Annotated in this window: 21 protein-coding genes; 7 read left to right on the top strand and 14 right to left on the bottom strand. The window is 37.3% G+C overall.

The genetic code is table 11. The annotated features are described in order from the left end of the window. Positions 1-31 precede the first annotated feature (31 nt). Both AC0KSB_RS09255 and AC0KSB_RS09250 read right to left on the bottom strand, forming a co-directional pair. A complete protein-coding gene (locus AC0KSB_RS09255; RefSeq protein WP_472308535.1) occupies positions 32-820 on the bottom strand; it encodes a prolipoprotein diacylglyceryl transferase in 789 nt (262 codons plus the stop codon). Positions 821-881: 61 nt separating this feature from the next. Then, positions 882-1,349 (bottom strand): DUF4190 domain-containing protein, encoded by a 468-nt coding sequence (locus AC0KSB_RS09250; protein WP_472308533.1) that lies wholly within the window; start codon positions 1,347-1,349, stop codon positions 882-884. A 279-nt stretch (positions 1,350-1,628) separates the two neighbouring features. On the opposite strand from AC0KSB_RS09250, the gene AC0KSB_RS09245 reads away from it, so the two are divergent. After that, positions 1,629-2,405 (top strand): Cof-type HAD-IIB family hydrolase, encoded by a 777-nt coding sequence (locus AC0KSB_RS09245; protein ID WP_472308531.1) that lies wholly within the window; start codon positions 1,629-1,631, stop codon positions 2,403-2,405. Between the two features lie 16 nt (positions 2,406-2,421). Here the strand turns inward: AC0KSB_RS09245 and AC0KSB_RS09240 are convergent, their stop codons facing one another. The 8 genes from AC0KSB_RS09240 to AC0KSB_RS09205 all read right to left on the bottom strand — a co-directional run bounded on the left by AC0KSB_RS09240 (position 2,422) and on the right by AC0KSB_RS09205 (position 15,362). After that, the gene (locus AC0KSB_RS09240) at positions 2,422-3,525 is read right to left on the bottom strand and encodes a glycoside hydrolase family 53 protein (protein ID WP_472308529.1); all 1,104 of its coding nucleotides are present in this window, start codon (positions 3,523-3,525) and stop codon (positions 2,422-2,424) included. A gap of 11 nt (positions 3,526-3,536) precedes the next feature. Beyond that, positions 3,537-3,749 (bottom strand): hypothetical protein, encoded by a 213-nt coding sequence (locus AC0KSB_RS09235; protein ID WP_472308527.1) that lies wholly within the window; start codon positions 3,747-3,749, stop codon positions 3,537-3,539. Continuing rightward, positions 3,722-5,593, bottom strand: coding sequence for a hypothetical protein (locus tag AC0KSB_RS09230; RefSeq protein WP_472308525.1), 1,872 nt, complete (start codon positions 5,591-5,593; stop codon positions 3,722-3,724). Before AC0KSB_RS09230 ends, AC0KSB_RS09235 begins: the two co-directional genes overlap by 28 nt. 25 nt (positions 5,594-5,618) lie before the next feature. Next, a complete protein-coding gene (locus AC0KSB_RS09225) occupies positions 5,619-6,422 on the bottom strand; it encodes a carbohydrate ABC transporter permease (RefSeq protein WP_472308523.1) in 804 nt (267 codons plus the stop codon). Between the two features lie 25 nt (positions 6,423-6,447). After that, positions 6,448-7,332: a carbohydrate ABC transporter permease gene (locus AC0KSB_RS09220; protein ID WP_472308521.1), complete on the bottom strand. Its 885-nt coding sequence runs from the start codon at positions 7,330-7,332 to the stop codon at positions 6,448-6,450. A 93-nt stretch (positions 7,333-7,425) separates the two neighbouring features. Then, positions 7,426-8,796: an ABC transporter substrate-binding protein gene (locus tag AC0KSB_RS09215; protein ID WP_472308519.1), complete on the bottom strand. Its 1,371-nt coding sequence runs from the start codon at positions 8,794-8,796 to the stop codon at positions 7,426-7,428. A gap of 319 nt (positions 8,797-9,115) precedes the next feature. After that, a complete protein-coding gene (locus tag AC0KSB_RS09210) occupies positions 9,116-13,996 on the bottom strand; it encodes a glycosyl hydrolase 53 family protein (protein WP_472308517.1) in 4,881 nt (1,626 codons plus the stop codon). 343 nt (positions 13,997-14,339) lie between these two features. Next, positions 14,340-15,362, bottom strand: a complete 1,023-nt coding sequence (locus AC0KSB_RS09205) for a LacI family DNA-binding transcriptional regulator (RefSeq protein WP_472308515.1) — start codon at positions 15,360-15,362, stop codon at positions 14,340-14,342. A gap of 298 nt (positions 15,363-15,660) precedes the next feature. Between AC0KSB_RS09205 and AC0KSB_RS09200 the strand changes: the two genes are divergently transcribed. The 6 genes from AC0KSB_RS09200 to AC0KSB_RS09175 all read left to right on the top strand — a co-directional run bounded on the left by AC0KSB_RS09200 (position 15,661) and on the right by AC0KSB_RS09175 (position 20,596). Next, positions 15,661-16,290, top strand: a complete 630-nt coding sequence (locus AC0KSB_RS09200) for a GntR family transcriptional regulator (protein WP_472308513.1) — start codon at positions 15,661-15,663, stop codon at positions 16,288-16,290. Positions 16,291-16,528: 238 nt separating this feature from the next. Then, on the top strand, positions 16,529-17,221 hold the full coding sequence (locus AC0KSB_RS09195; protein WP_472308511.1) for a GntR family transcriptional regulator: 693 nt from the start codon (positions 16,529-16,531) through the stop codon (positions 17,219-17,221). Between the two features lie 107 nt (positions 17,222-17,328). After that, positions 17,329-17,964: a bifunctional 4-hydroxy-2-oxoglutarate aldolase/2-dehydro-3-deoxy-phosphogluconate aldolase gene (gene eda, locus AC0KSB_RS09190; protein ID WP_472308509.1), complete on the top strand. Its 636-nt coding sequence runs from the start codon at positions 17,329-17,331 to the stop codon at positions 17,962-17,964. A gap of 28 nt (positions 17,965-17,992) precedes the next feature. Continuing rightward, entirely contained in the window at positions 17,993-19,090 is a 1,098-nt protein-coding gene (locus tag AC0KSB_RS09185; protein ID WP_472308507.1) for a sugar kinase, read from the top strand. Positions 19,091-19,385: 295 nt separating this feature from the next. Further along, complete coding sequence (locus AC0KSB_RS09180; RefSeq protein WP_472308505.1) at positions 19,386-19,634, top strand: hypothetical protein; 249 nt, start codon at positions 19,386-19,388, stop codon at positions 19,632-19,634. 269 nt (positions 19,635-19,903) lie between these two features. Further along, positions 19,904-20,596 carry an MgtC/SapB family protein gene (locus tag AC0KSB_RS09175; RefSeq protein WP_472308503.1) on the top strand — a complete coding sequence of 231 codons (693 nt, stop codon included), beginning with the start codon at positions 19,904-19,906 and terminating at the stop codon, positions 20,594-20,596. A gap of 42 nt (positions 20,597-20,638) precedes the next feature. On the opposite strand, the gene AC0KSB_RS09170 is transcribed toward AC0KSB_RS09175, so the two are convergent. The 4 genes from AC0KSB_RS09170 to AC0KSB_RS09155 form a co-directional block, all read right to left on the bottom strand. Further along, complete coding sequence (locus tag AC0KSB_RS09170; protein WP_472308501.1) at positions 20,639-21,478, bottom strand: hypothetical protein; 840 nt, start codon at positions 21,476-21,478, stop codon at positions 20,639-20,641. After that, the gene (locus tag AC0KSB_RS09165) at positions 21,460-22,170 is read right to left on the bottom strand and encodes an ABC transporter ATP-binding protein (protein WP_472308499.1); all 711 of its coding nucleotides are present in this window, start codon (positions 22,168-22,170) and stop codon (positions 21,460-21,462) included. The genes AC0KSB_RS09170 and AC0KSB_RS09165 overlap by 19 nt, the downstream gene beginning before the upstream one ends. Beyond that, entirely contained in the window at positions 22,154-22,531 is a 378-nt protein-coding gene (locus AC0KSB_RS09160) for a GntR family transcriptional regulator (RefSeq protein ID WP_472308497.1), read from the bottom strand. The genes AC0KSB_RS09165 and AC0KSB_RS09160 overlap by 17 nt, the downstream gene beginning before the upstream one ends. A 151-nt stretch (positions 22,532-22,682) precedes the next feature. Then, positions 22,683-23,822, bottom strand: coding sequence for a Gfo/Idh/MocA family protein (locus AC0KSB_RS09155; RefSeq protein WP_472308495.1), 1,140 nt, complete (start codon positions 23,820-23,822; stop codon positions 22,683-22,685). Positions 23,823-23,867 lie beyond the last annotated feature (45 nt).

The following is a 23,867-nucleotide window of genomic DNA, read 5'->3' as shown; positions in this document are numbered from 1 at the left end:
GCAAAAAAACAACATAATAATGCTTTTGACTTTAAAAAATATTTGTTTTTTCCTTGAATTTCAATTTTCTAAGCACTAAACAGATAGATAAAGGCATCAGAATTAGACTGATCCACTGTGATGTAGATAGACCTGCCCAGATACCTCTTTCTGTATCGGCTCGGAAAAATTCGATTGCAAATCTGATGATTGAATAGCAAAGCAGATAAAATCCTGTTATCTGGCCAGGGCGTCTTTCTCTACGTGAATATACAAAAAGGAAGATAAAAATGATCAGATTAAAGCCTGCTTCCAATAACTGAACCGGAAAAAAAGCTGTACCGGCAGGAGCAGCTGAATCAACGCGAAATTTAACTCCCCAGATAGAATCAGTCTGGAAACCATAACAACAACCGGCAAAAAAGCAGCCTGTTCTGCCAATGGCATGTATAAGCGGTACCGAAGGAATCAGATTTTCCAAAAGCCTGAAAAAAGGCAATTTATATTGTTTGCAATAGATATATACAGCTAAAACGCCGCCAATTAACCCGCCATAAAAAACAAAACCGCCTCTTAACAATTCAGAAATTAATTCAACCGACCATTCAATCTGATCGAAATATCTTATCAGATTAGGCAATATGGTAATCAGATAGATTAATTTTGCTCCAATCACCAAGCCGATAACCGCATAAAAAGAAGAAAAAAGGATATCCTGTCTTGATAAGTCTTTGTAGACAGGCAGGTAGACTGCTAAAAAAATACCCATTCCTGATCCAAGGACAATCATCAGGCCATACATTGATATAGTTATGCCAAATACCGTAAAAAAAGGAAGCAATTATCATACCTTTCTCGAACACTTATAAATATGCTAATTAATTATTGTGTTTCGATTGCAATTACATGTAGAAACCCATTGAAGCAAGACCACCAAGGCAAGCAAGACAAGCCAAAAAAGTCACTGCACATAGTGCAATAGCAATTGCACTAAGAACGATCCCTGCCGTAGCCTGCCCTGATTGGGTTTCTTTTTTGGCAGCAATACCAAGAACCAGCCCAACAATTCCTAAAGCCACACCAAGAAGAGCACCATAGCCAAAAAACACACAAATAACTGCCAGTATACCCAAGACCAATGAAGCTGTCGCTTTACCATTGCTCTGGGCAGGCACCTGATAACCTTGGGGCTGTTGATAGCCATTAGGCTGCTGATAATTATTCGGTTGTTGATAGCCATTGGGCTGCTGATAATTATTCGATTGTTGGTATCCATTAGGCTGCTGATAATTATTTGGTTGATAGCCATTGGGCTGTTGGTATCCATTTGACTGATTATTTGTGTTATTTTCAAAATTCTGATCAGACATCATTTGCCCCCTTGATTGTGATTTCATTTTATTTTTAAATAAATATAGACTGTTTTAATTTTAACATATTCTTTGTATTTTCGGTTATGTCAAAAAACTCTTCTGTAAGTTTTTTGTCTTCTTTGACGAAAAGAAAGCATATTAAATATCCATTTTACGAAAAAGATATTCTAATGCTTTTTTGACAGTATTTTTTTTCATTGGTATAGTTTCAATATGGATCTTAGTAACTTGTTTATAATGCTAACAGATCAAAATCAGTATCGGATGGTGAATGATATGAAAATAGTTTTTTTTGATATAGACGGAACTTTGATTGATAAAAAACACAGGCTGCCGGAAAGTGCAGTTAAAGCTATTCGTAAATTGCGTGATAATGGACATATGGCTTTTATTAACACAGGCCGAAGCCTTGCTACTATTCAGACAGATGTTTTTAATATAGGTTTTGATGGTATTGCTGCTTCCTGCGGTACTTCCATTCATATTAATGATAAAGCATTGATGGAAAAAACTATTTCCCCATTACTGCTTTATAATATGCTACCGATATTCGAAAAGCAGAAAATTGATTTATGGCTTGAAGGCCCTAAGTATATATATGTTTCTGATCCTGATGCCGGTGGGTTTATGTCTCAGATTATTAATTACCTTAAGCAGGGCAGAGATAATATAAGAAGCTGGCACGATACCTCTCTTATTGTTAATAAGTTTACCTATCACACAACTTATCTTGAACAGATCGATCCTTTGCGTACAATTCTAAATACAAATTTTGAAGTTGTGCCTCACACGGAACTGATCGGAGAGGTTCTTCTGAAGAATTATGATAAAGCAACAGGCATTGATTTCATATTAGATTATTTAAAACTTCCTAAAACCGAAACATATGCTTTCGGTGACAGCGCCAATGACTTGTCCATGTTCAAAAGAGCTGATCACGCTGTTGCCATGGGCGATGGTGACCCAAGAGCGATTGAAGCTGCTGAATATGTTACTACTTCGCCTGATCATGATGGAATTTATCTTGCGTTGAAGCATTATAAGCTGATTTGATTAGTTCCGGGTATAGTTATTCTATTTTGAAATTTTTGATTACCTCCAAGGCAGGAAGAACATTTCCATTGTAGTCAAAAAGACATTGGTTAGCCCATTCATTGCCACCAGGACCTTCATCATTAATGTATTGGAGAGAATCATTATTCGCCCAGCCGGATCCCGGCATCGGAATCCAGGCTGGCTCCCAGTAATAAAACCCTCGGCATTTTTTGTTTTTTATTCTTGATATAAGATGCAAAAAATCTGTGATAAACTTTGTTTGTCCTTCAATCGTCATTTCATGTTCAATTTTTGCAACCAACTCTGGTTTAGTAGCCATGCCTTTACGCTGACTTGAATCTAGTTTCTCATAATCTGCATAATCTTCCATGGTATGACCCATGGAAACCTCTGCAACAATCAAATCCTTGCCGTATCTGCTAACAATATCCTGCATGTTTTTTTCAAATGAGTTCATCGTTCCATGCCAGAAAGGATAATATGATAGTCCTATCAGATCAAAATCCTCTCCATATTCAAAATATTTATCAAACCAGCTACGATAAAGTTCGTTATTACCACCATTGTCTAGATGCAACATTATTTCAATAGATTTTGAGACTTCTCTTACTGCTCTTATTCCAGCGCTTATAAGTTTTGCTATATTTTGATAGTTGGGAGTTTTTCCGAAAGGCCAAAGCAAGCCATTAGAGATCTCATTACCAATCTGTACCATTTCCGGCAACAGTTTTACTTTTTTTAACTCCTGTAAAGTTTCTAAGGTGTAGTTATAAACAGCATCTTCAAGTTCATCTAGAGCAAAACTCTGCCATGCTTTTGGTAAATATTGTTTGCCCGGATCGGCCCAGAAATCACTATAGTGAAAATCAAGCAAAATACTGTTACCATAGAATTTTGCCTGTTTAATTAACTTCATTGTTGTCTGAAAATCGTTACAACCAGCTCCAAAAGAAGAACCTGTTTTCGAATAAGGATCATTCCAAATTCTAAAACGCTGGGAATTTATATTGTAGGATTTAAGTATTTCGAATAAATTTTGTTCTTTACCACAATTATAATACTTAACCCCTAGCGATTTAAGTTCTTCATATGAAGATATATCTACACCTTTAATCATTATTTCTTATCCTACTCAAAATTTGTTATTCTATCCATTATTCTTCTGTAGCGAAATCTCGCCATATTATTTTTTTCTATAACATCTTTTTCATCGCCCGTATATTGGCATCTCAAACAATAATATTCTTTTTTTTCCTGATCAAAAAACATATCTACATCTATATCCCGTATAAAGCAAGAGGGACACCTGTAGTTCATTCTACCTTTCCCAGCTTGAGCCATGTTGTAAAAACCTCCTTGTTTGATAATTGTCTTCTATATCCCAGTGTAAACATTGGAGAGAAAGCATACCCTTCTTTAACAAAACCAATGGCTTTACTATCATCTACAATCATAGAAACACTGGTTTTTATCTGAGGAATTACAGCTCCGACTTCTTTTGCTTCTGGCAAATATATTTCTCTATTTTTATACTCATAAGATATCTTTCGCTCTGATACGGCTTGATAGTCGTTCGAATCACCAAATTCATTTTCATTTGTGCGGCAAAACAACTCTATTCCTGACATATCTTCTGAATATTCTGTCGTCCCATAGCAAGCAACCATATATTCTTCAATACTAACTTCCGCTTTTGAATTGCTTATATCTATTATTTTGCGTTCTGTTTTTATTTCCGAACTGCCTTGATCAAAGTAAATTATGGTTTGCAAGGATAAAGTCAAATCAGAAAAATTTATTTCTACCGGATCTAGAGTAAGTATTCTGGTTCTTTTATCTTCACAGGTAAACTTTGCTTTTGTTCGGCAAAGACACAAATCAACCTCTTCTCCCTGATAGATTAATTTTGCACTTTTTATTGTCCCTTCTCCTGCATAGTGTGTAAAAAACCCTGCTCGGTATTTTTCCTGAATCAAAAACGGATATGAGGCATCGTGTACATTTCCGGTACCTATGCCAACAGGTATTTCAAGCTTACTTACATAAGGGCGCAAATCAACAATGGCGCCTCCTTGATCCATATTCACACAAACTCTCATATATGGATCACTGTACCAGAACAATTGTTTGTCAGATCCGTATAAAATATCTTTCCACAAAGCACATTCTGCTTCTTCATATTCTTTGTTTTCTCGATAATATTCAGCAAATTCTGACATCGTCATGTCTGTAAGTTCACCTTTTTGCTTTAGTTGAGCATAATATGCCATCCCATCTTCATAGCTTTGCCTTAATAATTCATAGGGAGCTTCCCATCTGCCCATTTTGTTCATCCATCCTGGACCGACAAACATCATATTATATGCATATCCGTTATTATATTTTTCAAGAGATCTGTATTGATCTATCAAATTGTAAAGATAAGGATATTGACCATCCTGATAAATCATTCCCCGAAGAATATTTTGCGGATGTGTTCCGAAATTTGAACCATTTCCGTCATAGCAGGCTAGCAAATCTCTTGATAAATGTGGAATAGCAACTATTCCACTATCTTCTGATTCATTTGCTGCGGGGGCATGTGTATTTTGTTTTGAAGGAATCCAGGGGTTCCACGGACCTCCATCCATAAAGGTATACCAAGAATTGTTACATGTATGATAAGCTTTCGGCCCCTCCTCCCAGCAAGTTGCAATTGAGCATTTTACTGTCGGGTATTTTTTATTTATGTAATTTATAGTATCCGAGTCCATATAGTAAGAGCCGGTAGACTGAGGATAATAACCAAAGCAGTCATAAAATTTAGCAAAACAATCGTCTACGATTGATTTTTTGTCTTCAAGAGAAAACATCCAGATACAAAAGTCTTTTGTCTTATACTTATCTCTGAATTCTTTACAAGGCAAGCCTAAAAGACTCATCGCTATTTCATCACCATATTTTTTGTGATGTCTCTTTGCTATTTCAACTGCTTCGCTGTTAAAAAGACTGGCATATGTCATATGTATTGTTGTTTTCAACCCATTTTTATGAGCAATACTTTGCTGGGTTTTAAATATGTCAAGAGATTCTGTCAAAAGGCTTTCTCTTGCAATATTTTCTTCTTTCCCATGACCGGTTACTTTTTCGGAATATTCAGGTACGAGTTCCGGCCTATGGATAATATTTAATATAAATTTACTCACTTATTTATCTCCTTGTGAATATTATTTATTTAACTGCTCCTGTTATTCCTTCTGCAAAATGTCGCTGCAACAGGAAGAATATTATAATCGTAGGCAAAGTGCTTATAGTAACAGCCAGCATAAGAACTCCATAATCTATTGTGTATCCAGAAATCAAATTAGAAATCAGCAGTGGCATAGTTATGCTATCTCTATCCTGAAGTATTATAAGAGGCCACAAATAACTGTTCCATGCATTCATAAAAGTCACCGTAAAAGCAGCAGCATATGTCGATTTCATTATTGGCATATATATGCCAATAAAAATTTTCAACTCAGACATGCCTTCTATTCTGGCAGCTTCAACTATTTCATGCGGGAAATTTCGAGTGCTTTGCCTAAAAAGAAAAATCAAGAAAGCAGTTGATAAAGTTGGCAAAGCAAATCCAAGAGTTGTATTCATAAGTCCCATTCTGCCAAACCAGGTAAAAAGCGGAATCATAGTTGCCGCAAATGGTACCATCATCGAAAGCAACAAGACAGCCATCAATCGATCTTTCCATTTGTCATGATACAGTTCGAAAGCATATCCCGCTAAAGAACATATTAGAATACTGATAAGACTTAATACGACGGCATTTCTAAAAGAATTTTTAAGAGCAATTCCTATATTTGTTATGTCTAACAAAGTCCTGAAATTATTTATCAGATCTGTTCCAAAAAACATTCTTCCTCTCATGATATCTACACTCTTATTAGTTGCAGAAGAAATCATCCAAAACAAAGGGAAAACAGATACAACAGATGCTATTATTAAAAATATATACTGAAATACTGTGCTTAATTTCATTTTTATCAAGCTCTTTTTCGTATTATCAATCACGTCTGTCACCTACTTTCAATTGTATAAAAGCTAGAATTGCAACCAGAATGAATACGATATATGAAATAGTAGCAGCATATCCGAATTGCGGAGAGTATTCAAAAGAAAGTTTATAAATATACTGTGATATTGAAACGGTTGTATTAGCAGGACCACCATTGGTAAGGTTTTTTGTTTCGTCAAACAATTGTAAGGTTCCATTTGTTGACATAATAGCTGTCAAAAGTATAATCGGTCTAAGCAAAGGTATAGTTACTTTTGTAAAACGTTGTATTGCAGAAGCTCCATCTATTTTTGCAGCTTCATATATCTGAGGATCAATATTTTGCAATCCAGCCAGATAAAAAATCATATTATAACCGGTCCAGCGCCATGTTATTGCCAGAACAATAATTATTCTTGCTGTCCAGGTCTGCCCAATCCAGTTCACAGGATTGTTTAGTATACCTATATTTATAAGAACAGCATTCACAAAACCATCTAAAGCAAACATCGACCTGAAAATAATCGCATATGAAACAAGAGATGTCGCACAAGGCAAAAAAATGGCAGTTCGAAAAAGACCTTTCATTTTCAATCGGGGGTTATTTAGCATAGAGGCCAAAATAAGAGCAAGTATTAACATGACAGGAACCTGAAATATTAGGTAAATAAAGGTGTTTCCTAGAGCTGTTTTAAAAAGATTATCCTGGAATAATCTGGAATAATTATAAAAACCAACAAATTCCATAGTTCTGCCAACGCCTCTATGAAATGACAGAATCAAAGCCCTGATCATTGGATAAAAGCTCATTGCTGCAAGCAGCACAGTAGCAGGCAAAACAAATGTCCAGCTGATAATATTGCGCTTTCTAAGTAGATGACTGCTCTTTTTCAATCTCTAAACCTCCCGTTTATGGCAGGAGACCAATCTTGCGATTGGCCTCCCGTAAGAATCCCAAATTTATTTCAGCAAGCTAGTTTTAGCTTATTATTCACCCATCTGGAAAGCAACATCAGTTTGAGCTTCTGCCAAAGCCGTGTCCATATCCGTTCCAGATACAATCCTTGTTACAGCAGCACCTATACCATCTCTGGCTTCATAGTTATAAACGCCATATGATACTTGAGGAACTTTTGAAGCGAAGTCTGTAATTTTTTCGAATATTTTGTCATTGCCAAAGAATTCACTTTCAATTGCATAAGCATCACTATCACCTGCCGCCAGATAGGTAGCCAGTGCTCCTGATGAAGGAAGTATAGTTTCATACAATTCTACACTTCCGGCAAAAGTTTTTGCCAAGAAATCAATAGCAATATCAGATACATCTGATGCTGAACTTACCAGCCAGCTAGATCCGCCTTGATTACTATAATTTGTTGCATTAGGGGCATTATCTAATTTAGGTATATTGGTAATAGCCCATAACCCAGATTGATCTTCTGCACCCTGAATAGAACCGATAATCCAGCATCCATTAATTGTTCCTGCTACAGTAGAGCTTTGTATAGAACTAATATATTGATCCCAGTCGTTAACTTCAATAATAACGCCTGATTTGACCATATCAACATAAGTAGTTACTACTTCTTTAAGAACTTCATTATCTGTGAAATTTGGTTTTCCCTGATCATCAAAAAGCCAGGTGCCGGCACTTTGAAGCATTACCATTAACAAATCTGGAGATCCTGCTATGAAAGACAACATAGCTTTACCTGTTTTGTCTAAAACCTCTTTGCCTTTCTCATGATATTCACTCCAGGTGATATCTGTAAAATCTTCTATCGTAAAGCCAGCCTCTTCAATAATATCTGTTCTAATAGCTGATATGGCAGCACCATTATCAAAAGGAACACCATAATTTTTGCCATCTACTGTACTTAGAGCTACCTTAAATTGCGCAAACTGACCGAAATCTATGCCACTATTTGTCAAATCCGCAAACGTATCTGGATAGTTGATAATATTCTTTGCCAGAGCATTATCCTGCATCAGCAAAATATCAGGCAAAGTATCTTCCTGCCCTGACGAAGCGGCAGCAATAATTTTTGTTTGAATATCTTCCCATGCTGTTTCAACTATGTCGATCACGACATCAGGATTATCCCTGTTATAGATTTTAGCAGCTTCTTCCATTGCATAAAGATTGAATGCAGGATCCCAGCACCAAACTGTGATCGTTCCTGATTTTCCACCGTCTTGCGAATTATCATCTGTATCTGTACCAGCATCTGCTGTTGTTGTTGTTTCACCATTATCAGCAGCGGCAGTTGTGCTATCAGTAGCACCTCCATTGCAGCCAGCAGCAAGAGATACGAACATAGCAAAACAGATCAAAAGACTAATTAACTTCTTTTTCATTTTACTCCTCCAAATAATTTTTTTGTGATAATAAACTTCTGAAACTTACCTAAAAATACTTTTTTGTATTACCATAGATCAGCAAGCACTCGGGGACAAGCGCAACCGGTTGTTCGTATTTTCAGTCTATCAAATCATCCTTTTGTTGTCAATGCACTATCAAAAATTTCATATTTATATTTTGTTGTGCATATTTACAAGTTAATCGGTTTTTTGTAAGGCTTTTTAAACAGCATCACAGCGCAACTGCGCAAAATGTTGCGCTGTGACTTCTTTTTTCTTGTAAATTATAAACTTAACTTCATTTGCAGAAATAAAATCAATTATCTTTCACATGATTTTTTAAATATTTTTTCCTAACAACCACAAGAACAGATAAAAGCAAAAATAATGCCCCTACGTAAACTATATTTTTTTCTTCTCCTGTTTTAGCGACACCTTCGTTTTCTATCTTGTCTGCCGCTTTTTCTTCATCTTCAATCTCTATTACTGCAAATATTGAAAAACTATCTGTCTCAAAAGTTATTAGCCCATCAGATATCTGACAAGGAATAACCTCAATACTACCGTCATCCTTTATATGTATGATTGCAATTTTTTCTGCATCAAAACCCTCCGGCAAAGACATTGTAATTGTAACCTTTGACCCTGTTTGCGGTTGAACCTGAATTTGCCCGTCCAGTGTCAATGCTTTAATATCAAATAGCAGAACCTTTTCAAAAGCACCGATTTCATCCTGTATTTGCTTCAATATCGCTATGCCTCGGTCACTTGCTCTATCTATTTGTTCAATTTTCAAACTAACAGGCTGTTCGAAAGCATCTTTATCAGCCTTTGCAGCTATCGGAAAAACCGAACTATTAATAACATCAAGAGCTATTTCATCATCAGTTATTAGCTGAGGAGGAGATATAGGCGTTACTGTTTTTTCTTCTTCCTGGTTAGAATAATCATCATTTTTAGGTTCATTTTTTTTGTCCGGTTTTGGTGTCAATTCTGGGTCTGGTCCTGGACCAGGAGTCGGCGTTGGAGTTGAGTCTGAATCGGGATCCGGACTTGGGGTGGGCGTTGGATCTGGTTCTTCCACTTCATACTCTTCAATTAGAGTTAAAGAAAATTCATCAAAATCCCCCCAAGGTTCAGATCCATTGTATATAGCAGTAGCCTGAGCCCCAACTTTTAGATATCCATCTAGCACTTCTATATCTGTTAAAATCATTACAATATAGTTCGAAGCACCTCCCCAGCCTATTGTTTTGTATTCTTGAGAATCATACGAAGCATCATTGGTTTGAGCAAACAACTTATTTGTGGTCACACCATTGTCGCCCATCACTTTTCCTACAAGCTCATACCTACCAGGCACAAGTCCTTGTATTTCCTGATAAAACCTGATATTCATATTTGATGTGCCGCCAGAAAAATGTAACGCTTTTGTCCCTGATAAGGCATTGCCACTATCTGCAATAGTCGCTTCTCCTATATTGTCTGGATAGAATTTCCATATTCCGTTGTCTCCGGCTTCGAATCCTCCATTTTTCAAACCAGGTCTTTCTGGAACAACTGTCACTTCTTTCATTTGAGAATACACCGCATACTCACCATTATCACCAGCATAATTTTGCAAGGTTACAGATGCAGTTCCCGTTGAAACGCCTGTTATCATACCTGCGCTATTTACAGTTAAAATATTAGTATCAGAACTGGACCAAACCATTTTTGTTATATCCGGTTTTTCTGGCAATACATTAAAGTTTATATTATAAGTGTCATTAACCTGAACTTCTATTTCAGTATCAACAATATTTAAGTCTGTCACAGGATTTTCATTTATCAATTCTGCACCTGGTGTGAAAGCTCTCCAAACCACGGTAGGTCTGGCATTAGTATTTCTGCCTCTCATTTCGTAATTCTGAATTTCCCAGTAGAAACACCCGGTACCTCTGTTATTTGGAATATTTTTAAGTTCTTTTATCACATTTACAATCATATTATGTTTCTGATTATCTGTTGCACCATCCATGTAGTTGGCTCCAATTTCGACAATCTGAATTTCACGATTTGTATTTATGCAGAATTCTTCATATACACGGTCAAAAGTTCTGGACAGGGCTTCAATGTCCAGCGTAGGGTCACTTGCCCTTGTGTAAAAAGAAAGACCTATAATATCAAAATCTGTTACTCCTTTGTCTATTAAATTTTGATAATAGTTGACAACATTGTCTGTTTCTGCACCGTTTGCAATATGGATAATTATTTTTGTATTATTTGTCGCATCACGCACCGCTTCTATTCCCCGATTAAGTATGTGTGCCAAATTATCAATGTTCGCAATATTTGCCAAAGGCCACAACATACCATTATTGATTTCATTACCTATTTGTACCCAAGCAGGTTCAATCCCTCTTGATACCATCTCAGACATAAAATCATACGTATAATCATACAGGAGTTGCCCTACACGCTGGGCTTCTTCAAATGAAATATCATCAGTTACATTCCATGCTGCCGGAGGCGGTTGCTTACCAGGATCAGCCCAGTTATCGGCATAATGGAAGTCAATCATTACTTCCATTCCAGCAGCTTCACATTTTTCTGCATAGTCAATGATTGCTTCCTTGCCTACAGAAGAACCATTTACCCATGTGCGCAAACGTACAGCATTCATACCATAATCTTCTGTCATCATATTGTACAATTTTTTCAATTCACCATTACTGTTATAGTATGAACGATCCGCGTCTGCAGCCCATGAGATATCAGATCCGGTGGCAAACCCTTTACTCGCAGGCACTTCCCCGGTTTTTCTAAGAGACCAGTCATCTGTAGTTCCCCAGGCACCGGCACCAGCCTTAACATTCAAGCCAAAAGTGTATTGCCCTGTTTCAGTAACAACAAACTTTATTTCTGGTTTTTGCCAGTTTTGCCATCCGAGAAGAGCAGTTTCTCTCTGTTCTACAATAATGTTGTTATATTTTACATAAGAGTAAATTTCAGGATCAGTACCAGGAGATCCGCCTTGTAAATTTAACGAAAACTCATAACTTCCAGGTTCTAAATTAAGAGTCTGTTCAATTGTGAAATCCAAACCATCCGCATTGTAAAAGTGCACGCAATAAGCGCCCGTCAGTGGCGTTTCATTTGCTTTTCTGCTAGCTTGAGCACTTATTATATAATCACTCATATCTGATGATTCGAAACCAGGGTTATTTATCAGATTAGGAAACTGGACGATCACAGTGCAATTAACATTAGTATCATCGGGTAGAAGACCCTGTACTAAATAATTCCCTGCTTTTTGATTATTTACTGCCGCAAGCTGATCCTCATTCCAGACAACGTCCTGTTGTTCACTGGTTCCAGTATTAAAATATACTGTTATAGTCTGAGGCAGAATAATATTTTCTCCAAGTTCGATTTTTATTACAGGATTTTCAACAGATTCAATTTCTTTTTCTAAATCCGCACCTGTATATACCAAATTGAAAATATTGAGAGAATCAAGAGGGTATCCATCAAAATCAAACAAAGCCTGATTGTCCCAGGAAGAACCTCCATACCATTCTCCGGCATCATCAGGATCGTACTCTGCAGCGAAGCTCGTTGCCCACCCTGAGCCAAATTGCTCCCAAATCTGCTTATTGTTTTCAAGCTGATCAGGAGATCCTACCGGCAACCATGCCGGTTCCCAATAAAATACACCTATTCCATTTTCACCAACATCTGCAACCGCTTTAATGGTATCCCTAACTGCATTGGCTTGACCTTGAACAGATGCAGGGTAGCCATCAGTAAGTTCAGACGCCAAATCTATAGTATTTGTATGGCCATCTCCATCCTCCAAGGTATAAACATAAGACACTTCACCTACCATTACCATCTTGTCATATGTATCTGCGATTTCTTTAAGTTGAGATGTTAAATTGGCTAAAGTCCCGTGCCAGAAAGGATAATATGAGCTGACAAGAACATCGTAATCAACATTATTATCGAAAAGAGTTTTTGCCCAGTTTAACGGTATATTTCTGTGCGGATCAGTAAAATGTATAGCTACGAGAATTTTTTCATCTATTTCTCTAACCGCTTGACTTCCAGCCGAAAACAGTCTGCACATATCAACGTTATTGCCCACTCCAGCCATTCTACTGTTAGTTTCATTTCCAATTTGCACCATGCCTACATCCACACCGGCATCAATTAACTGTTCGACACTATCTTTTGTATACTCATATAGTGCATCAATTTTTTGATCAACTGTATAATTAGTCCATGCTTTTGGTGCTTGCTGCTTACCAGGATCTGCCCAGAAATCAGAATAATGGAAATTTACAAGCAGCTTCATACCGTATTGAGTTGCTCGCAAACCAATCTGTTCAGCGACGTCTATATCAGAATTCCCTCCGCCATAGCCGTTCCCATCAGCGTCAAAAGGATCATTCCATACACGTACGCGGATATAATTTACTCCCGCATCAGCAAGAATTTTTAAAACATCTTCTTCTTCGCCATTCCAATCATAGAATTTCACTCCACTGTTTTCCAGTGAAATTACACTTGAAATATCAGCACCCATGATGAAATCTTCACTTAAATCATCAATTTTTTCTACATATATATTAGAACCGGATACTGGATTATCAGGGTCTTTTTCCATAGACAAAACAATATCATCTAACTTTCCCCAATAATTGTTATCAACTGTTCCGCTCACAACAACAGTAACATCTGTAGATTCTTCAAGCACAAAAACCGGCGTAGTAAAAGTCTGCCAGTTATCCCACCCTGAATTTAGAATAGCCACTTCCGCCAAAACGGCTTCTCCTGCTTTCACCTGAAGTTTAAGATCCATACCCGCTTCAGAAGCAGCGGCACCTTCTGCTCTAACAGACAAAGAATATGTATCAGCATCAAGACTTATCATCTGACTAATACTAATATTTGCGGAAGTTCCCGTACCATTCCAGATATTAAGATAATTGGTATTGTTTGAAGAATACTGATTTGTTTCAACTTGAATCTGCGCTAAAGAATCAATATTCCAACCGGCCAAATCCCCTGTTTCAAAATCACCATTTTCTAGAATTGTAGCTGCATTTGCTCTAGGAGATACAATTACCGCTCCCGTGAGAACAAGCGCAATAACCAAAACAAGAGATGTCAGCATCTTTAGCCGACGTCTCAGATTGTAATTAAAATACATCCTGATCAACCTCCTGATCATCGAATATTCACTTTTAAAATAAATTTTGAATTAAACTTGATAATTGAAAGCCGCTTATCCCCATATCACAGCTTTCAGAACTACTGTTATTTGTTATTTATCTATGGTAATCACCGGTAACTTAATTTTTATATTTCTTTTTCCCAAAAAATGCGCAACCGGTTATTCGCATTGTTAGATTAGCATAATTTCAAAACACAAACAATTATTCTAATTTCTAGTTTTCGAAGGCATTCTTTTGTGCAAACGCATATTAAATCTAAAAAAAGAGCGCAATTTTTTTGCGCATATCGAATAATAAAATTAAACTACAAATAAATTGCTACTTCGTTGACTCTTTAAGCACAATTTCATAACCTAAAAGGGTTTTCTGCTTTACAGGTTTTCCTTCCACTGCATCGAGTAAAGTGCGGCAAGTTACTATGCCGAGTTCTTTGACATCAAAAGCCAGAGTTGTAATGGCCGGGGTTCTTTTTTCAAGCACACAACTATCATAAAAAGATGCAACCTTTATATCTTCGGGGATTTTTATTTTTCTGGCTTTTAAACTGTCCAGAACATTTCCACAAATATAATCATCCATACATACTATGCAGTCAGCGCCTTTATGGATTATATCGCTGACTATTTTATCTATTACTACCGAAGTATCAGCATTGAGAAAAACCATATTTTTATCATGAGGCATATTCTGATCGGCAAACGCATCAACAAACCCTTTGTATCGCGTTTTAGTGACCACATGATTTTCATTGCCTCCTATTAATGCTATGTTATGAAATCGACGCATTAAAAGAGTTGATGTCAATTCTTTACAAGCTTCGTAATGATTATTGTCCACCTGGATGACATTATCATAATATGTATTACCTATTGCAACAAAAGGTAAGTTTTTCTGTTTTAAAAATTCTACCGCTTTATCATTTACTAATGTCCTTGTGAGAATAACACCATCGACTTTATTATTGCTTACTATGCGAGAAAGCTGTGTATCACAACCTTCCGGCACTATTGTGACTAAAACATCATAATCTCTTGTTGCCGCCATATCACAAATGCCCATCATGCAAATATGAAAAAAAGGAAAATCATTAAGAGTGTACGCAGCAGGCATAACTACTCCAATATTGTAGGTTTTTGACTGCGCAAGACTCCTTGCTATAACATTTGGATGATAATTATTTTCTGTAATGTATTTTAAAATTCTCTCTCTGGTTTCCGTCCCTATACGACCTTTTCCTGAAATAGCTCTGGAAATTGTAGTTTTAGAGACACCTAGTTCCTTTGCCACATCAGAAATTGTAATTTTTTTTTGAGATTCCTTTATATTAAATTTTTTTTCCATATTTCCTCTAAACCCATTCCCCATTATTGCAAATATTCCCACAATGATTCTACTAAGAACTATAAGCCAAGTTATTAATGAAAGTTTCAGCAATATTTTTTCTGTGAATACTACTATATGACATGAACAAACGGTTGTCCATATATCTTTTGCTCTTTTCTCTAAATCACTGCTGTGCTATTATGAAGAGTAAATAATATCTAGCTAGTGCTGTGTTTTGTAAAAAACAGCATTTTCTGTTATTGCAGCATTAATTATTTGATGCAATATACATTATATAGGATCAAGAGAGGTCAAAATGCCACAGGATTCGAGTCATGATATGCCAAGGTATTTGCGCATAGCAGTAGATATTGCTGAGCGAATTGCAACAGGAAGTATTAAGCCAGGAGATAAATTAAAGGGTCGTTCTGTTTTAAGCTCCGAATTTCAGGTATCACCTGAAACCATTCGCCGGGCTATGGCTATTTTATCAGATATGAATGTCGTTAAAGTAAGTGCCGGCAGTGGAATAAAAGTGCTGGGCAAAGATCAGGCGGTCCAGTTTGTACGTAATTATCGCAGTGCAGCTTCTGTGAAAGATATGCGCAAAATGCTATATCAAAAATTTGATGATGCTGCACGCATACACGATGAAATCCGTCAGTTAAACGATAAACTGCTTGAGCAGTACCAATACCGCAGAGGAGATTTAATAAAACCGGCAGAAATTGCCGTCCCTGAAGACTCTCCTTTGATAGGAGAGAGCATTGGTAAATGCCAGGTATGGCTTCGCACAGGAGCAACCATAATCGGCATAATTAAAGAAAATCAGGTAATTGTTTCTCCTGGGCCATATTATGAATTTGCTGCAGAAGACAAACTTTTGGTAGTTGGTGATGAAGATGTTATTGAAAGAATGCGATTGTTTTTGCAAAGCGAATTATAATAATACTCACACAGTTTAGGCAATCAGATCAAGCAGCCTGTTATAAGCAGGTCAGAAGCGAAATACAAGATTCCGTGTCTTTTACAAGTGTTGTTGCGCAAAATTGACAAATATCATTCGTTCTTGTACACTTGTATACAAGAGTACAAGTGTTTAGATAATATTTTCAGAAATGCAAAATACAAGTGCGTGATATTACTGCTTGGAATCTCAAAAAACTTAGCGGGAGGATTTGTCTTTGGCTGTTTACAATATATCCATGGTCAAAAGTGGTGATCAGATTTACGAGGAATTGCGCGAAGGTATACTTACTCTCCACTACAAACCTGGCCAATTATTGAGTGAGAATGCTATTGCTGCAATGTATGAAGTTTCAAGATCTCCTATAAGAGGGGTGTTTTCCCGTCTGGCTAGTGAAAATCTACTTGAAATAAGGCCACAGAAGGGTTCTTATGTTTCTCTGATAGATTATGAGTATATACGTGAAATAATATTTATGAGAACAATGATAGAAAAAGAAATCATTGCTCAGGCTTCAAGATCGATGACCGCTGACCTAATTTTGAAGTTTGAGAATAATCTCAAAAAGCAGGCTGAGCTTGTTTCTAAGGGAATGGCTGCTGATTTGCCTGCATATTATGATCTTGATTCTGAATTCCACGAAATCTGCTTTAAGCATATTGGTCGTGAACGGCTGTGGAATATTTTGCAGGAATCACAAGTGCATTATAAACGCTTTAGAATGCTGGATATTGTTTCTCAGGATATACTTAGCAATCTTCTTGCTGAACATAGTAAGCTCTTTGAGAATATGAAAGCAGGTAAACTGCCGGCAGCAATGATGCAGTTGGAGAGTCATTTATCTGAAGGATTCAAGCGTATTGAGACGCAAGTGTTAAAAATACATCCCGAATATTTTTTCAACATATGACTGAGACAAGTTTTCTCAACGATACTAATCTAAAAAACAAACTATGCCAGCCAGAAACCACGATAAATATATACTAAATTACCAAATGGCAAAAGAGGAGAAAATTCATGAATGTAATGGAGCAAATCAAAAATTGTCGAATTGTACCGGTTATTGTTTTAAATGATGTTTCCAAGGCTGTGCCTTTGGCAAAAGCATTATTGGCAGGCGGCATAAATGTTATGGAAATAACTTTCAGAACAGCCGCAGCCAGAGATTCTATTGCTGCAGTTTCTCGTGAAGTTCCTGAAATGATTTTGGGAGCTGGAACGATTATTTCCATTGAACAAATGGACGCAGCAATAGAAGCCGGTGCTAAATTTCTTGTCTCTCCCGGTTTAGATTCTGAACTTATAAAGGCGGCAGCCGAACGCAACTGCCCTATATTACCGGGCGCTGTTACGCCAAGTGAAATTATGCAAGGACTTAAGCTAGGCGTCAAAACATTCAAATTTTTCCCGGCGGAAAATTACGGAGGGCTATCAACGCTTAAATCCTTGGGAGCACCTTTTACTGATATTTCTTTTGTCCCTACAGGAGGAATATCTGCTGAAAATGTTATTCCTTATTTTGAAAACAAGAGAGTTGCAGCAGTCGGTGGTAGCTGGATGGCTCCGGCAAGCTTGATTGATGCAGATGATTTTGCATCTATAGAGGCAAAAACTCGTGAAGCGGTTGATCTTCTTAAAAGCATAAAACTTTAATTTGAAGTATTTGGGGGGAGGTATACTTGTGAACTTAAAATTGCGATCAGCAGAATCTTGTAAATATGATCAAATTTCGCTAGGTGAAATTATGCTGCGCCTTGATCCGGGTGATGGCAGAATCCGGAACAGTAGAACTTTTACCGCCTGGGAAGGCGGTGGAGAATATAATGTTGCCCGCGGCTTGCGTAAATGTTTTAATCTGAAAACGGCAGTCGTAACTGCATTAGCAGATAATGATATCGGATATCTGATAGAGGATTTAATTTTGCAGGGAGGCGTAGATACATCTTTTATTAAATGGCTTCCCTATGATGGTATAGGCAGGAAAGTGAGAAACGGTCTTAATTTCACTGAAAAAGGCTTTGGAGTCAGAGGAGCACTGGGCGTTTCAGATCGAGCTAATACAGCTATCAGCCAGTTGCAGCCCAAAGATATTGACTGGAATTATATATTTGGTGATCTTGGAGTGCGCTGGTTGCATACAGGAGGTATTTTCGCAGCTCTTTCTCAGACTTCAGCAGAAGTTACTTTGGAAGCTGTAAAAAAAGCTAAAGAGTATGGAACAATCGTAAGTTACGACTTAAATTATAGACCGTCATTATGGAAAGATATTGGCGGTAAAAAACAAGCTCAGCAGGTAAATAAGGAAATTGCAAATTATATTGATGTAATGATCGGCAACGAGGAGGATTTTACTGCTTGTTTAGGTTTCGATGTCGAAGGCAGTGATGAAAATCTCAAAGAACTCCCTATAGAGGGTTATAGAAGGATGATTAATCAGGTTTCCCAAAATTATCCTAATTTCAAGGTTATTGCCAATACCCTGAGAACTGTTCATTCTGCAAGTTCTAATGACTGGTCGGCTATAGCATGGTGCGATGGTAAAATATATCAATCAAAAATTTATGAAAAACTTGATATATATGACAGAGTTGGTGGGGGAGATAGTTTCGCCTCCGGCTTAATATATGGTCTTATGACAGGCAGCGACATTCAAAGAGCTGTTGAATATGGAGCTGCTCATGGAGCTCTTGCTATGACAACGCCAGGCGATACCAGTATGGTACGTCTTAAGGAAGTAGAATCACTGGTGGCAGGTGCAGGTGCAAGAGTCCAGCGCTGAGCAAATACGTTCATACCGCCTGTAGATTTATCAAAAATGCTTTTCTTGTGATAATGACAAGAGAAGCATTTTTTGTTTGAGCACTATGCATAATTTTTATAATAATCTCTTTCCCTAACCGTAACGCAGGACACGAAAACTTCTTTTCAAGCAGATTTTCCTTTTTTTCTCGATAAAACATCTGTTTTTCGTGTCTATTATGATTGACAAACATCCTGAAATGAGTTTGACTTAAAGCAGATCATAAAAGAAAGAATATTATATGAAAACATAATTAAAGGAAGGTGTTTTATTTATGAAGGTATTTAATGTTGATGTTGAATCATTTGCTAAGCTTATACAGGAATGTAAAGGAAAGGTTACTATTATTACGGAAGACGGAGATCGTCTTGTAACAAATAGTTTGTTGTCAGCTTTGGTAGGCTTTTCAGCAGTGCTTAAAGTAGCTACTATGAAGGAAATTGAATTTGAATGTGAATTCCCCGAGGATCGCGTTCGTGTTCTTGACTTCATGATGCGCTATCGTGCTCCTGAAGAAAAATAATCTTAGGATTTTATATTAAAAGTTCTATGTTTAATTGATTTTTGTGGCTTTTGCTGCAAAAGTGGTTTTTTATAGATGTTGTTTATAGATTTTTTGTTAAGACCCGCTTGTGACTTTGTCATTGGCAGGGTCTTTTATATTATTCTAATGACGTTTAAATCTATTATGTTATTATGAATGTATAGACCATTAAATTGTTAACTGGAATATCTAATAAAGATTGAAACTCAAGTCATTGCGATATTAATGCAGATAAGGAGGGCGCTCTTATGTTACAGGCTATAGACTGGTACTGGCTTGGTACAATTGCCCTTAGACTATTCGTAGCAGGCATCCTGGGTGGTATTGTTGGCTTTGAGAGAGAATATTCCAATCAACCGGCAGGACTTCGTACTCATATTCTTGTATGCATTGGTTCTGCTCTTGTTATGATTACGGCAGATTATCTTTATGAATTTTATGCCGGCGCTACTTCTGTCGGAATGGATCCCTCCAGAATGGGAGCTCAGGTAATAAGCGGAATCGGCTTTCTAGGTGCAGGTACAATCTTACGAAACGGCAATAGCGTTCGTGGACTCACTACTGCAGCAGGTATATGGGCAGTCGCTTGTATTGGTCTGGCTTGCGGAGTTGGATTCTATGAAGGTGCTTTGATTGCAACAAGCCTCACTTTTATAACCTTGCTTCTTACCCATCCTTTGCAGCGTTGGCATGACAACAAACAAGGAGAGACTATCCTGATTATCCAATTGGCCAGCTTTAGTCATGATGTTTCTGAAATAATCGACAAATTATTAAAAGCAAGCGCTGCTGTTAATCAGTTTCAGATTCTGCCCGATGAAGAGGCTGGTTTCAGGCTGCGTTTAAGTCTAAAAGGATGTAAGCCTCGTGAAAAGGCCAGTCTCATTTCATCACTTGCAAAACTGCCCGATATTATTTCTATTCATGATGAACAGTCATAATAAGGGGCAGTGTTTACATTTTTTTGAGTTGTTTTGTAAATTTTATTTTAGACTTACATGTTTTTTAAGAAGTTTATGGCAACCTATGTAAAGACATATCATAGCTATTACAGGCAAAATTATGCCTCCCAGCCCAAAAACAAATTCGGAGCTGTCAGGATTCAAAATAATATGCAGCATACCTTTGGGTACCAGATCAATCCCTGTGGGAATTTCATTAGGACCTATGTTAATTCTGATGCCCAGTGGAATAAAGACCATTGCTGCCAGCATAATCAACTCAAGAATAAAATTTATGACTAGATAAAAAATAATAGGTGCAGCAATACCTAGCTTGTGAAAAACGGATAGACTGCCAAGGCTCATAGCAAAATATAACTGTGCCATCTGGTAAAAAATAACGAAAATAATATAGAGACAAAAACCAGCAATAATTTTTATGATAGTTGCTTTTGAAAAACCTGTTACCGTCATAAAATCACTGATAACTGTGCTAATGGATATAGCTTGTTTGTTAGTTACTGAAAAAATAATTGCCAAAACAGTTATTGCAGTAACAATATAACTTAAAAGCAACCAGACAAAAGATGTTAAAACCTTACTTCCTAACAAAGCACTGGCATTTGCCGGAATAGTGTGCATCAGATAACCCTCATTGCTGTAAAAACTCCGGTAATATCTGGTAACTACTACAATATAGGTTATTAGAATCTGAGCAACTGCCAAAAGAATCAGAAAAACCATTGAAGTCCCGAAAAGCCATTCAACACCAATATGTCCGGTAATTAAATTCAATGCTGCCATGACAAAAGTGCCTAGCCAGATAAAAGGTATAAGGCGTCTGGTTGCGTGAAATTCATATTTTATAAGCTTAGTGAACATTTGAACACCTCCCTGAAAATCTCGTCTATACTTTTGCCATATTGCTGTCTTATCTGATCGGTTTCTCCATGCAAAACCATTTCGCCAAAGCCCATCATGACAACCTGATCAAATATTTTTTCTACATCATAAATCAGATGAGTTGCCAGAATCATCAGGGCATCTTCTTGATAATTATTTAAAACAATATCCAAAATAGCACTTCTGGAAGCAGGATCTATTCCGCCCATAGGCTCATCAAGCATATATATACGAGCCTTTCTGGACATTACAAGAATTAACTGTAATTTTTCCTGCATACCTTTTGACATGGTTTTTATCTGCTGTTTACTATCAAGATTAAATTGTTTTAGCATATCTTCTGCCTTTTTCCGGTCAAAATCCCGATAAAAATCGCTGAAAAAATCAAAAGCTTCTTTTGGCCGCATCCAGTCACTTAAATATGTTTTTTCCGGCAAATACGAAACTATAGATTTTGTGTAGTTATCCGGATAATGTCCATCTAATCTGACTTCCCCCTGATAGTCAGATATCAGCCCGGATAATATCTTGAGCAAAGTACTTTTCCCGCAGCCGTTCGGCCCTAGCAAACCTACAATTTGTCCCGATTTAAGCTGTAATGATAAATCATTTATAACAGGCTTTTTGCCATAGCTTTTGTTCAGGTTTGCAATTTCAATTAACCCCATCATTTTCACTCCATTTCTCTTTAATCATTTCTATGAGCTCCGTCTGTTGAAAGCCAAGAGAATGCATCTGTGCAACAAATTGCTCAACACTCTGAGCAGCAAGCCGGTTTCTTACCTTGCTGATAGTTTTTTTGTCTTTCGTTATAAAACGACCGCTAGTTCTTTCTGTATACACCAGTCCCTCACGCTCCAATTCACTTAAAGCTCGTTGTACAGTATTAGGATTCACACCATATTTCAAGGCAATCTCTCTGACACTGTCTACTTTATCTCCCTCCGACCAACAACCACTGGCAATCAGATGACTGAAAAGATCAACAAGCTGGATGTATATCGGTAAATGGCTGCTGAATTCATAACTCACATAGCCGCCTCCTTTTCTTTACTTGATTAACTATTTATAGCCTAATCATGTATTATTGTTTTACTGTATTAATTACTTAGTACAATGACACAATAATACGCCCGGCTGAATTTGTCAAGTCTTTTCAACCGGTCGAAAGCAAAATTTTAATTTAAGGTTGTTCGGGGAAATAAGAACTCATTTGTTCCAGGGAAAAGTCAGAAAGCGGAAGATCTACTTTTCTACCTAGCAATGCTGATTTATAGATTGCCAAAACCATCTCAACTGCTCTTAAGCCGCCTTCGCCATCTGCAATCGGATTTTTGCCAGCCGCTGTAGAATTTATCCAATCGGAATAAAGTCCGCTATGTGGGTTTGAAATTTGTTTTAACGCAGCAAAGCCCCCCACTTGCCACTGTTTTTTCAAATATCTTCTAAGATATTGTCCTGCTATATTTTTGCCGGTTTTATCATATATTTTCATCTGAGGACGGCCTGATAATATGCCTCCCCGTATTTCACCTTCACTGCATCTGATAAAAAAAGAAGCTTCTTTGCGCGCATGATTAGTATTTGTAGTTCCTTCAAGCTGACACCAGACTCCGTCAGTCAACTGCAAAGTTGCAAAACCAATATCTTCTGCCTGCATCCGGTGCAATTGTCTATCTATCCTGCCGGTTGCATTAAGGACTTTGTTTCCAAGTAGCCAGATCATCAAATCCAGTGCATGAATACTTTGATTCATGAGTGCCCCGCCATCATGAGCCCAGGTACCACGCCAGGCCGCTTGATCATAATATGCCTGATCATGCCCCCATCTTACTTTTACATCCCCATAAAGAATTCTGCCGAATTTACCAGCTGCCAGATCCTGTTGAATCTCCTGCACAAGAGGGAAAAATCTGTAAATATGTCCAACCGCAATATTCAGATTTCTGGAAGCAGCTGTTTCTAAAAGAAGTTCTGCCTCCGGCAAAGATAATGTCAGTGGTTTTTCAAGTAGTATATGGCTTCCCGAGCGAAGTGCTTTTAGACCTATGACGGCGTGACTGCCGCTAGGAGTTGTTATAGCTGTGAGATCAGGTTTGATCTGATTTAACATTTCATCATAATCCTGATATATTTTTACGTTTTTCTGCAAATCTTTTGGCATTTTGCAAGCATTCATTATTTCTGCTGCTGCTTCTTGTCTGGTATCTACCAAGGCTGCAATTTCTATGTTATTTCTATTTTTTGCCTGATAGATGGCAGCCTTCAAATGTTTAACCGCCACTTTGCCACAGCCAATTAATGCGTATTTTTGTTTCTTCATTATCATTGCTCCTGCCTGTGTTTGTAAAAGTATTTTCGCGCTTAT

This window comes from Ercella succinigenes (assembly GCF_900002895.1).
This window is presented reverse-complemented; position numbering and strand designations above follow the sequence as displayed.